This window comes from Flavobacterium sp. SH_e, from assembly GCF_025717045.1.
In the GTDB taxonomy this organism is placed as follows: domain Bacteria; phylum Bacteroidota; class Bacteroidia; order Flavobacteriales; family Flavobacteriaceae; genus Flavobacterium.
In genome coordinates this window covers 1358094-1371709 of record NZ_JAOVZN010000006.1, presented here as the reverse complement: position 1 = coordinate 1371709, position 13616 = coordinate 1358094, and the positions used below count along the sequence as shown (strand labels likewise).

Below are 13616 nucleotides of genomic sequence, written 5' to 3'. Positions count from 1 at the left end.
CAAAGAACAATTCGAAATGACAAAATGATTTTCTCCTTCAAAATAAAACAAACAAAACTCTGATTAACAAAAAATTAAACAAAAATAATTATTTACAGAATATTTTTATTCTTAGAATATAATTTTTAGAAAAAGCATAAGATAAATTTTACTATATTTGAAAGAACCAATCTAATCGTATTCATAAATAGCAAATTATATTAACAAGTGTTTAATGTAAAATATTAAAATTCTCTCCCCAAAGATTATTTGTAATTACAAAAAGCACGCAAAAAGGCACTTTATTATTAACCTACTAATTTTAAGTTTATGTCTAAGTTGCAAGCATTAAAAAACTTTCGGTTCCCAAATGTTTTCATTCTTATTTTAATAGTTTTTATTTCATGCGCATTGCTTATCTGCATCAATTTTTTCACCATTAAAATCTTATCTGCTAATAGAGCTTATGTAAATGGAGAATCACATTATTCCAAAGGACAAAAAGATGCATCGTTGCATCTTATTAATTATCTCTATACTAAAAATCCAATTCAATGGAAATTGTATTTAGAAGAATTAAAAGTTCCGCAAGGAGATGGCACTGCAAGAATTACGCTTTTAAAAGCTGGAGACAATGAAATTGCGCGAAAAGGGCTTTTAATTGGCCGAAATCACGAAGAAGATTTAAATGATATTATTTGGCTTTTTGACAATTTCAAGCATGTTTCTTATTTATCAAAAGCTATCGATGAATGGGGAAAAGGCGATAAATTGATCTTTAAATTATTCGTTATTAGTCAGCAGATTAATGCAAAAATCGAACGCAATCTTTTGACTGTTGAAGATCAAAAAAATTATTTAAAACAAATTAGTTTGATAAGTGATCGACTAACAGTAAATGAACGTAATTTTTCGAACACATTGGGGGAAGGAACAAGAAAAATAAAAGATTTATTAATTATCACAAATGTCTTCTTCATTTTAGTCATAATCTGCAGTGTTTGCCTTTATTATTCTATAATGGTAAAAAGATTATTGGTTTCAAAAAAAGAAACAGAAGTAAAAAATGAGAATCTTATTATTGTAAATCGGGAATTGGATCGATTTGTTTATAGCGCATCACATGATTTAAGATCTCCAATTACTTCACTAAAAGGGCTCATTGAAATAACAGCATTAGAAGACGATGTACATCAAGTTCGAAATTATCTGCAAATGATGCACCAAAGTCTTGCCAGACAAGATCAGTTTATTAGTGATATTATTGATTATTCTAAAAATAAAAGAAAAGAAATAATCATGGAACCTGTAAGTTTAAAGGAACTATTTAACGAAGCCATTTTACAATTAATGCATATTGAAAATGCTAACAGAATTAAATTTACACAAGAGTTATTAGTTGATCAAATTGAAAGCGATGGGCTACGCTTAAAAATAATAATTAACAATCTGATTTCCAATGCTATAAAATACTCAGATTGTAGTAAGCAAGAAATGTTTATTACAATCAAAACTTACTTTAGCGAAGGTTTAAATAAAATTGAAATATCTGATAACGGAATCGGAATTCATGAGGAACATAAAGCCAATATTTTTGATATGTATTTTGGAACAAACAAAAATAAAGGATCTGGATTAGGGTTATATATTGTAAAAGAAGCTGTTGAAAATATTAAAGGAGATATCTCTGTTTTCTCAGAAAGCAAAATTGGAAGTAAATTTATAGTAACAATACCAAATTCGTATGCAGTATAAAACTCAATTTGTAATTATAGAAGACAATTTAATTGACCAATTTATCACTAAGAAGCTACTTAAAAAAGGTCTTGATGTAAATCCTCTTTACATAGCCAATAATGGCAAAGAAGGAATTGATTGGCTACTTAAAAACCCGAATCACAATTCGCTGGTTATTTTTTTAGACATCCAAATGCCTATTATGAACGGATTTGAGTTTTTGGATGAATTTTCCAGACTGCCAGAAGGTATAAAGGAAAAAATTAGAATTTATGTTCTTTCTTCGACTTTAGATATTGATGAAATCAAAAAAGCTAAAGAGAACAAATATGTATCTGATTTTTGGAACAAGCCATTCCGTTTAGATACTCTGAAAAATACTTTTCTATAAAAGATACTAATTTAAAACGCGGTTTACTTGAGAAAATGCTCTTGTATAATACGGTTCTTTCGTTGAAGAAATCATTACACCACCGTGAGTAGAAGAATGTACAAATTTAATTTCACCATCAGAAACCTCTACAATCATTCCAACATGATTGATATGTCGCCTTCCGTTTGTTCTAAAGAAGATTAAATCTCCTTTTTGAGCTTCGTCAGTACTAACTTTTGTTCCTATGCGCGACTGTTCTATCGAACTTCTAGGCAGTTTAATATCGAAATTATTAAAAGTACAAATCATTAAACCTGAACAGTCAAAACCTGCTTTTGTTGTTCCTCCTGATCGGTATCTAATTCCAATATTTCCTGTTGCATTAGCAATAAGCTGATCTATTAATTCAGAATTAGTTCCTGTCCTGACAAAAGTAGAGTCCCTTTTTATTTCTGGAGCAGTTTCAGCAATTTGAATTGAAGGGGAAGAAATATTTGTTTCCTGTAAAGTTTTTTCTGCTTGAATTGCATCTGCTTTTTCTTTTGGAACACGTATTTTTAAAAGAAATCCAACTGGCATTTTCTTTTTTATTGATGGGTTCTGACGCACCAGTTCAGCCACCGTAATTCCATATTCTTTAGAAATACCATATTTGGTTTCTTTCGATTTAACTTCTCTATAAAGTTCTACATCGGTTGAAACGATTTCTGGGGCATTTTCGACTGGTTTTTCATTAACTGCAACAATACCTGAAGGAATAACAATTTGCTGTCCGATTTTCAACCCTTCTGTTTCTAGTTGAGGATTTGCTTTTTTTAAATCTTCTACAGAAACATCATATTTTTTTGAAATCCCCCACAATGTTTCTTTTGATGCAACTTCATGAGTTCCAGATGTATTATTGGACGGAGCATTATTTACTGCAACTTCGGCATTTTTAGTTTTTGCCTTTGCAGTACTTTTATTTTTACTAGGAATTAAAAGAGTTGAGTTAAGCTTAAGGATTTTAGGAGCATTTGGGTTTGCATCTGCAATATCCTTTACTTTTACTCCATATTTTTTAGCAATAACAGAAAGGTTCTCTCCTTGCGAAATTTTGTGCTTAATGAAATTATCCTGCGCAAAAGCTCCAAAACTAAAAAAAAACAATACTATTATTAACCTATAAACCATATTTCTTGAATTACATTTTTATTACTATTTCAAGAGCTCAAAACATTAATTTTTAAACTCAAAAAAATCATTTTTATTACGTGCATGGCGAATTTAACTTTTTAAAGTAAAAAAACCTCGATTTTCAACAACAAATTTTTGTCAAAACCTCAAATTTAAACGTTAGTTAATACCCAAAAATCCTTTTTAACTGAATTTCAAAACGTTACAAATTTGAAGTATTTTTCTTACAATTAAAAATAATAACAAATAAAAACGCCCTGTTTTTACAGAGCGTTTAATTTATAATCGAAACTTAAAAAGTTAAGCTTTTCCTGCAGCAATTAAGTTTAATGCAGAACCCGCAACAAACCATCCAATTTGTCCCTCGTTGTAAGTATGGTTTGCCAAGATAATATCTTTAGAACCATCTGCGTGAACAAATTCTAATGTTAATGGTTTACCTGGAGCAAATTCTGTTAAATCTAAGAAATTGATGGTATCATCTTCCTGAATTTTATCGTAATCTGCTTCATTTGCAAAAGTCAATCCTAAAAGACCTTGTTTTTTAAGGTTAGTTTCATGAATACGAGCGAAAGATTTCACTAATACCGCTTTAACCCCTAAGAAACGAGGCTCCATAGCCGCATGCTCACGAGAAGAACCTTCTCCGTAGTTATGATCTCCAACTACAATAGATGGAACTCCAGCTGCTTTGTATGCACGAGCAACAGCAGGAACAGCATCATATTGACCTGTCAATTGGTTTTTAACTGAGTTTGTTTTTTGGTTATATGCATTTACAGCTCCAATCAACATATTGTTTGAAATATTATCTAAGTGCCCACGGAAACGTAACCAAGGTCCAGCCATAGAAATATGGTCAGTTGTACATTTACCAAATGCTTTGATTAGCAATTTAGCACCTGTAATATTTTTTCCATCCCAAGCATCAAAAGGAGCCAATAACTGCAAACGCTCTGAAGTTGGATTAACAACTACTTGAACACTTGATCCATCTTCAGCCGGAGCTTGGAATCCTGGATCTTCAGCATAGAAACCTTTAGCAGGTAACTCATCTCCTGTTGGCTCTTCAAGCATTACTTCTTCACCGTCTTCGTTGATTAATTTATCTGTTAATGGATTAAATCCTAAATCACCTGCAATAGCCAAAGCTGTCACCAATTCTGGAGAACCAACAAAAGCTAAAGTATTTGGATTACCATCTGCACGTTTTGAGAAGTTACGGTTGAAAGAGTGAACAATTGTGTTTCTTTCTTCTTTTTCTGCTCCTTCTCTATCCCACATACCAATACATGGTCCGCAAGCATTTGCAAATACAGTCGCGTTGATTTTATTAAAAGTATCGATAAATCCATCTCTTTCAATTGTAGAACGCACAACTTCAGAACCTGGAGTAATTGTAAATTTAGCTTTAGTTTTTAAGTTTTTTGCCGCTACTTGCTTAGCCAAAGAAGCTGCTCTAGATATATCTTCATAAGAAGAGTTTGTACATGAACCAATTAAACCTACTTGAACTTGTAAAGGCCAGTTATTTTTGATTGCTTCTTCCTTCATTTTAGAAATCGGAGTAGCTAAATCTGGAGTAAAAGGACCATTTAAGTGTGGCTCCAATGTAGATAAGTTGATTTCGATAACTTGATCAAAATATTTTTCTGGATTTGCATATACTTCTGGATCTCCAGTAAGGTAAGAAGCTACTTTATCTGCAGCATCAGCAACATCTGCTCTATTTGTAGAACGTAAGTAACGGCTCATAGAATCATCGTAGCCAAAAGTTGAAGTTGTAGCTCCAATTTCAGCCCCCATATTACAGATTGTTCCTTTACCAGTACAAGACATTGCAGTTGCACCTTCACCGAAATATTCTACAATTGCTCCTGTACCACCTTTTACAGTCAAAATACCAGCAACTTTAAGAATAACATCTTTTGGAGCTGTCCATCCTGATAATTTACCAGTTAATTTAACTCCAATTAATTTAGGAAATTTAAGTTCCCAAGCCATACCAGACATTACATCTACAGCATCTGCTCCACCAACACCAATTGCTACCATACCTAAACCACCTGCATTTACGGTATGAGAATCGGTACCAATCATCATTCCGCCTGGGAAAGCATAATTTTCAAGTACTACTTGGTGAATAATTCCAGCTCCTGGCTTCCAAAACCCAATTCCGTATTTGTTAGAAACAGAAGATAAGAAGTCGAAAACTTCATTACTTTGTGTTTTTGCTCTAGCTAAATCGGTTGCAGCATCAATTTTCGCTTGAATCAAGTGATCGCAGTGAACGGTTGTAGGAACTGCCACTTTAGATTTTCCTGCATGCATAAACTGCAATAACGCCATTTGTGCTGTAGCATCTTGACAAGCAACACGGTCCGGCGCAAAGTCAACATAATCAACTCCTCTTCCAAACGCCTTAGTCGGATTTCCATCCCAAAGGTGATTGTATAAAATTTTCTCTGTTAAAGTAAGCGGACGACCAACAATCTCACGCGCTTTATCAACGCGTGCAGGCATATTTTCGTACACTTTTTTAATCATTTCGATATCAAAAGCCATAGATTTTTTGTTTTTATTATTCTTTTTTGAACATGACAAGATACAAAAAATAGAACAATTATTACTAAAAAAGCCCGAGTTTTACGACTCGGGCTTTTAAAATTATTCTTAAATAATCTATTGATTACATAACTAATTGTTTATTAGAAGGAGCAAACTTAGTTAAGTTGATTCCATCTACCGCTGCAGTATATTCTTCCATAGTTGGAGTTCTGCCTAAAATTGTAGAAAGAACCACAACTGGAGTCGAAGAAAGCAATGATTCTCCTTTTTTACCTTCAGCATCTTCTACAACTCTTCCTTGGAAAAGACGAGTAGATGTTGCCATTACCGTATCTCCTTTAGCTGCCTTTTCTTGGTTACCCATACAAAGGTTACATCCAGGACGCTCTAAGTATAGCATATTTTCGTATTCAGTACGAGCCGCACCTTTAGGAGCGTTATCGTCAAATTCGAAACCAGAGTATTTTTGTAAAACTTCCCAGTCCCCTTCAGCTTTTAATTCATCAACGATGTTGTAAGTAGGAGGAGCAACTACAAGAGGAGCATTAAATTCAACTTTTCCTGTTTGCGCTTCAACGTTTTTCAACATCTGAGCAAGGATTTTCATATCACCTTTGTGGACCATACAAGAACCAATAAATCCAAGATCTACTTTTTTCTCTCCACCATAGAAAGATAATGGTCTGATAGTATCGTGAGTATAACGTTTAGAAACGTCTTTATTATTAACGTCTGGGTCAGCGATCATTGGTTCAGCAATTTGATCCAAATCAACAACAACTTCAGCATAATATTTAGCATTTGCATCTGGAGTTAAAGCTGGTTTCTCACCAGATTTAATTTCTGCAATTCTCTTATCAGCTTTATTGATTAATCCTTGAAGAACTTGTCTATCGTTATCCATTCCCTTGTCGATCATAATTTGAATTCTGCCTTTAGCAATTTCTAATGATTCGATCAAAGTGTCATCCTCTGAAATACAGATAGAAGCTTTGGCTTTCATCTCTGCAGTCCAGTCTGTAAATGTAAACGCTTGGTCAGCAGTAAGAGTTCCAATATGCACCTCAATGATTCTTCCTTGGAATACGTTCTCACCGTTGAATTTTTTTAGCATTTGAGCTTGTGTGGCATGAACTACATCACGGAAATCCATGTAATCCTTCATATCTCCTATGAAAGTTACTTTTACAGATTCCGGAATTGGCATAGAAGCCTCTCCAGTAGCAAGAGCAAGAGCAACAGTTCCTGAATCAGCGCCAAAAGCTACACCTTTAGACATTCTCGTGTGAGAATCACCACCGATAATGATTGCCCATTCATCGATAGTAATATCGTTAAGCACTTTATGGATTACGTCTGTCATTGAATGATAAACACCTTTCGGGTCACGAGCTGTGATCAAACCGAAGTTGTTCATAAACTTCATCAATTTAGGAATGTTAGCCTGAGCTTTTTTATCCCAAACCGAAGCAGTGTGACAACCAGATTGGTAGGCACCATCAACAATTGGAGAAATAACTGTAGCAGCCATAGACTCTAATTCCTGAGCAGTCATAAGACCTGTAGTATCCTGAGAACCTACAATGTTTACTTCTACACGAACGTCAGAACCAGCATGTAAAACTTTTCCTTGAGCAATCCCTACAGCATTTTTATTGAAGATTTTTTCAACTGCTGTTAAACCTTGTCCTTCATTAGAAATCTCTTTAGACGGAGCAAATACAGCAGGAGCCTCGATATCTAATACTTTAGCTGCGAAAGTCTGAAGTTTTTTACCGAATACAATTGCGTAAGATCCTCCAGCTCTAATGAACTCTTTCTTCTGAGGAGTAAATGATCTAGAAATATCTATTAATTCTTGATCACCATTGTATAATTTTTTAGTTTGAGTATTGATAGTCAAAACAGTTCCTGTAGCAACAGAATATGCTTGCTCAAGAATTGGTTCGTTATTTTCGTTCAATACAGGTTTTCCATCTGCATCAACTTTTTTAACCCAGTTTTTAAGGTCAATTCCAATACCTCCAGTTACGTCAACTGTAGTAAGGAAAATTGGAGAAATACCATTTGTTCCTCCAACAATTGGAGCTATATTTACAAAAGGAACGTATTCACTTGCTTGTTTTCCTGTCCAAAGCGCCACGTTGTTTACACCTGACATTCTAGAAGAACCAACTCCCATTGTTCCTTTTTCAGCGATTAACATTACGCTTGCATCTGGATGTTTTGCTTGTAATGCTTGAATTTCCTCTTGTGCTTGAGGCGTAATCATACATTTACCGTGAAGCTCACGATCTGAACGTGAGTGAGCTTGATTTCCTGGAGACAATAAATCTGTAGAGATATCACCTTCTCCAGCAATATATGTAACAACTTTGATTTCTTCAGCTATTTCTGGAAGCTTAGTGAAGAATTCAGCTTTTGCATAACTTTCGATGATTTCTTTTGCGAATGCATTACCATTTTTGAAAGCTTCTTTCAAACGATCAGTATCAGCATCGTAAAGGAAAACTTGTGTTTTAAGAACATCTGCAGCTTGTTGAGCAATTGCTGCATCATTTCCTAAAGCTAAATCTAATAACACCTCGATTGAAGGTCCACCCTTCATGTGCGATAATAATTCAAAAGCAAAAGCAGGTGTAATCTCTTTAACTACAGATTGACCTAAAATGATTTCTTTTAAAAACTTTGCTTTTTCACCAGCAGCACTTGTAGTACCAGGTAAAGTATTGTAAATAAAAAACTTAAGAGAGTCTTCGCGATATGCGTTATCAACATCTTTAATTTGAGCAATGATTTCGCTTAATAATTCAGCTCCATCGATTGGTTTAGGGTGCAACCCTTGATTTTTTCTTTCTTCAATTTCTTGAAGGTAATCCTGATAAATATTCATAATAAAAGCGGATTTATTTTTTTGTGGCAAATTTAAGCATTAAACCCGATAATTAAAAAAAATATAATAGAACAAGCCTTTTCAAAAATTATTATTGCTAAAAAACGATTTTCACCGCTTGTTTTTGTCAAAAAATCAATTTTAAATTAAAATAATGAATTATTAATATTTAAAAATCTTTTCTTTAACAAAGTCGAAATTCGATGTTATAAAGTAAGTAAGTTTTTACTTCTGTTTTCACTAAGAATCTTTCTAAATAAGCAATTATAACGTTATAGTTGATCTTTTTGGCGTCGTTTGAACGTCGTCGATCGATTTTAAAATTCCAGACCAAAACAAAAAATCCCGACAATAACTTGTCAGGATTTAGTATAGCTGTTTTTGCAAGAATTACATCAATTTTTTAATGATTGTTTCTTCTGTAATTCCTTCTGCATCGGCCTTATAATTTTTAATAATTCTATGACGAAGAATTCCAGTTGCAACAGCTCGAACATCTTCAATGTCTGGTGAAAATTTTCCGTTAAACGCGGCATGTGCTTTTGCTGCCAAAATCAAGTTTTGTGAAGCTCTTGGTCCAGCACCCCAATCTAGATAGTTTTTCACAAAATCATTAGTCAAACTATTATCTGGACGTGTTTTACTTACTAAAGTCACTGCATATTCTACAACATTATCTGCAACAGGAATCCTACGAATTAAATGCTGGAAATCGATAATTTCTTGAGCAGTAAACAACGGATTAATTACTGTTTTAACATCAGAAGTTGTTCTTTTTACTACCTGAACTTCTTCTTCAAAAGTTGGGTATTCTAATTTTATGGCAAACATAAAACGATCTAGCTGTGCTTCTGGCAACGGATAAGTTCCTTCTTGCTCAATTGGGTTTTGTGTTGCTAAAACAAAATAAGGTAAATCCAATTTATGATGCTGTCCAGCAATAGTTACTGATCTTTCCTGCATTGCCTCTAATAAAGCTGCCTGAGTCTTTGGCGGGGTTCTATTAATCTCATCTGCTAAAATAATATTAGAGAAAATTGGCCCTTTAATAAATTTGAAGTTTCTATTTTCATCCAAGATTTCACTTCCTAAAATATCAGAAGGCATTAAATCTGGCGTAAACTGAATTCTCTTAAAATCTAAACCTAAAGCTTGAGACAAAGTATTAATCATTAAAGTTTTTGCCAAACCTGGAACCCCTATTAAAAGTGCATGTCCTCCAGAAAATATACAAAGTAAAATTTGATCTACAACGGCGTCCTGCCCTACAATGATCTTCGCTATTTCTTTTTTTAATTCGTTTCTTTTTTGAACTAAATTATGAATTGCTGTTACGTCAGACATTTATGAATGTATTTAAAATTAAAAAGAGTTAGTTCTACGAATTCATAAAACTAACTCTTTTTATTTATTTAATAAAAATTATTTTTTCAACCAGTTATTTGCAAAAGAACAATCTTTGTACTCTCCAATGATTTTGATATAGGTATCTTTAATCTTATTATCAAACCATTTTGCAATTGCGTTAATTTGTTTTTCTTTTAATGCTAATTCTTTAATTTTTGTATAGTCTTTAGCATAATCAGCTGTGTGCTCGTCAATTCTATTGGTAACAGTAATTAACTTATACGTTTTTTTATTTTTATCATCTGTATTTAAAAGTGGCTGAGAAATCTCGTCTCCTTTTAAATTTGAAACTTGACTATATAATGTTGGATCCATTTTTGTCAACTCAAAACGAGTATCTTGTGTTGTAGGATTCACTAAAGTACCTCCATTTGCTCTTGTTTCTTTTTCATCAGATTCTGTTCTAGCAGCTTCAGCAAATGTCAGTTCCTTATTAATAATCTTATTTCTGATATTAGTAATTCTTTCTTTTGCTTCTTTCAAAGCCGCTTCTGAAACCGTTGGCGAAATTAAAATATGTCGAAGTTCTACTTCTTGTCCTTTGATTTTTTCAACCATTATAATATGAAACCCATAAATTGTCTCAAAAGGTTGTGAAATTTCTCCAGCTTGTAAACTAAAAGCAACATCTTTAAATTCTTTTACAAAAGGAGTTTTTCTTGTCATTTTATAATAACCTCCATTAGGGGCAGATCCTGGATCTTGAGAATACAAAACAGCCTTAGTAGCAAAACTTGAACCTTCAAGAACATCTTGTCTTATAGCATTCAATCTATCAATAACTTTCTGTTTGTCTTCCTTAGATACTTTTGGTTCAACAACAATTTGAGCTACTTCCATTTCAGCACCAAATGTTGGCAATTCATCTTTTGGGATTTTTTTAAAGAAATTACGAACTTCTTCTGGAGTAATCTCAACATCTTTAATGATTTTATCTCTCATTTCAGAAGCTAATTTTTGCTCTTTTAAGATGTCTGCAAAATAAGTCTTAAATTCTTCAACAGAACCTTTTTTATAGTATTCAACTACTTTATTAATATCTCCAACCTGCTGAATCATATAATTCAGACGATCATCCATCATACCTCTAACTTCGGCATCACTAACAATGATACTATCCTGAATAGCTTGGTGAGCATATAATTTATCCTCTAACAATTTACCAAGCATTTGACATCTTGTGATATCTTTTGTACTACCGCCAGAAGCTGCAATTTCCAAAAATCCTTTATCAATATCAGAATCTAAAACGATATAATCTCCAACTGTAGCGATAATTCCGTCAATTTTCAACTTCCCACCAGTAGGAGCTTCAACAGGTTTTTGAGCAACAACATCTGGAATTATTTCTTGTGCCGTAATAACTGGAGCAAAAAAAAGAAAAAAACAAATTGGTAATACAAACTTGTAATCAATTGTTTTTAGCTGTAATTTTTTTAATAACATTATTTTAAAATTTTATTTTAATGTAAGTCTGTTTTAGATAATCCGCTTAAATCATCGATGTTTTCTGAATACCTCCATAAAACATAAATAATTAAAGTATAGTTCTTTCGTAACTTATAACGAACAAAAATAACAATTCAATTACATAATACAACTATCCGCTTTACTATTAACAAAAAATTATAGGATCATTCTCTTTTAACAGCAAAAAAACCTTTTTTACTTTTTTATAAATCAATGAAACAATCTCATACACCATTATTACTTTTTAGATTTTTTGCAACAAATAAAAACCTAATTATTAGCACTATAAAAAAAGTTCTCAACACTACAACGTTTTCGTAATAAACTATTTTCTTACAAAATAAAATTAAATCAAAAAAATTCTACTTTAGATGCGTAATTATTAATTTGTGGTATCAAAAAATAACAAATATTTATTTTTAAAACCTTAAAATCTAATAATTACAGAACTTACTATTTAACTTAACCACATCTATTATGAAAAAACCTATTGCAAAATTGTGCCTAATTATGGCACTTGGCGGATTGCTTTATTCGTGTTCACAAAATGAAATGAACGAAGTCGATTCAAAAGCTGAAAGTCAAAAATTTAAGATTATTGATGTTACGCACCACGATGGAAAACCTTTTAGTACAGGAACTTCAAGTTCTTTAACTGGGAAATATGTAGATAATCCTGGCGGAGGCGTTATGATGCAGGCTTTTTACTGGGACGTTCCTGCTGGAGGAACTTGGTGGAATACTGTAAGCAGTAAAGTAACAGCTTGGGGAAATGCCGGAATTGGTTCAATATGGCTTCCGCCCGCATCGAAAGCTCAAAACGGTGCCTTTTCTATGGGATATGATCCAACAGATTATTTTGATTTTGGAGATTACAATCAAAATGGAAGTACCGAAACCCGATTTGGATCTAAAACTGAATTAGTAAGCTTAATTACAGCAGCTCATAATGAAAACATTAAGGTCTATGCAGATATAGTAATCAATCACAATAGTGGCGGACAATCTGAAGCTAATCCTTTTACAGGAACCAATACTTGGACAAACTTTACTGGAATTGCTTCTGGTAAATTTCCTCGTAACTATAATGATTTTTACAAAAATAGCTACGGAAATAATGATGAAGGATCTTTTGGAGGTTTTCCAGATTTATGCCACGCTGCGCCAAATGTTCAAAACTGGCTTTGGCTAAGAGCAGATGGTGTTGGAAAATATTATAAAAATACTATGAAATTTGACGGATGGAGATTTGATTACGTAAAAGGTTTTGCTCCTTGGGTTGTGCATGACTGGAATGCAAATGTAGGCGGATTTTCTGTTGGAGAATATTGGGATTCTAACGTAAACACATTGGAATGGTGGGCTAACAATGCAAACAGTTCTGTTTTTGATTTTGCTTGCTACTATAAAATGAATGATGCTTTCGACGGAAACAATCTTGCTCTTTTAAATGATGACATGATGTGGAAACGAAATCCTTATAAAGCGGTGACTTTCGTAACCAACCATGATACAGATGAAATTTGGAGCAAATTATTAGCTTATTCATATATTTTAACTCACGAAGGTTATCCTACAATTTTCTATAGAGATTATGAAGAATGGTTAGATAAAAACAAAATGAACAATCTGATCTGGATTCACAATAATAAAGCTACAGGAACAACTTCTATTTTATATTCTGATAATGACGAATATGTTGCTAGAAGAAATGGTTACAACGGAAATCCAGGTTTAGTAGTTTATATCAATAATTCAGATGTTTGGCAGGAAAGATGGATTCAGACCAATTGGGCAAATACTCAAATTAAAGATTTCACAGGAAACTCAACTTGGTATCCAACTACTCAGGCTGACAAATGGGTAAAAATACAATGTCCTCCAAAAGGGTATTCAATTTGGTCAATTAATCAGTAATTTAAAAATGACTATTTTAAGGCTGTTGCAAAACAGCCTTATTTTTTTCTAAAAAACCTCTCGATAATAAAAGACTTCTCAAATTTACGAAGTGAA

The 13616-nt window shown here is 33.0% G+C and carries 8 protein-coding genes; 3 read left to right on the top strand and 5 right to left on the bottom strand.

The genetic code is table 11. The features are described 5' to 3' along the window. Positions 1–309 precede the first annotated feature (309 nt). Together OD917_RS16840 and OD917_RS16835 are read left to right on the top strand one after the other, a co-directional pair. A complete protein-coding gene (locus OD917_RS16840; protein ID WP_263524543.1) occupies positions 310–1734 on the top strand; it encodes a sensor histidine kinase in 1425 nt (474 codons plus the stop codon). Next, positions 1724–2107, top strand: coding sequence for a response regulator (locus OD917_RS16835; protein WP_263524541.1), 384 nt, complete (start codon positions 1724–1726; stop codon positions 2105–2107). The genes OD917_RS16840 and OD917_RS16835 overlap by 11 nt, the downstream gene beginning before the upstream one ends. A 6-nt stretch (positions 2108–2113) precedes the next feature. On the opposite strand, the gene OD917_RS16830 is transcribed toward OD917_RS16835, so the two are convergent. The 5 genes from OD917_RS16830 to OD917_RS16810 form a co-directional block, all read right to left on the bottom strand. Further along, positions 2114–3262: a peptidoglycan endopeptidase gene (locus tag OD917_RS16830; RefSeq protein ID WP_263524540.1), complete on the bottom strand. Its 1149-nt coding sequence runs from the start codon at positions 3260–3262 to the stop codon at positions 2114–2116. A gap of 303 nt (positions 3263–3565) precedes the next feature. Continuing rightward, positions 3566–5830 carry an aconitate hydratase gene (locus OD917_RS16825; RefSeq protein WP_263524539.1) on the bottom strand — a complete coding sequence of 755 codons (2265 nt, stop codon included), beginning with the start codon at positions 5828–5830 and terminating at the stop codon, positions 3566–3568. Between the two features lie 124 nt (positions 5831–5954). Further along, entirely contained in the window at positions 5955–8726 is a 2772-nt protein-coding gene (locus tag OD917_RS16820) for a bifunctional aconitate hydratase 2/2-methylisocitrate dehydratase (protein ID WP_263524538.1), read from the bottom strand. Positions 8727–9116: 390 nt separating this feature from the next. Next, on the bottom strand, positions 9117–10070 hold the full coding sequence (locus OD917_RS16815) for an AAA family ATPase (RefSeq protein ID WP_263524537.1): 954 nt from the start codon (positions 10068–10070) through the stop codon (positions 9117–9119). A gap of 78 nt (positions 10071–10148) precedes the next feature. Continuing rightward, positions 10149–11579, bottom strand: coding sequence for a peptidylprolyl isomerase (locus OD917_RS16810; protein ID WP_263524536.1), 1431 nt, complete (start codon positions 11577–11579; stop codon positions 10149–10151). Positions 11580–12080: 501 nt separating this feature from the next. Between OD917_RS16810 and OD917_RS16805 the strand changes: the two genes are divergently transcribed. After that, a complete protein-coding gene (locus OD917_RS16805) occupies positions 12081–13520 on the top strand; it encodes an alpha-amylase (protein WP_263524535.1) in 1440 nt (479 codons plus the stop codon). Positions 13521–13616 lie beyond the last annotated feature (96 nt).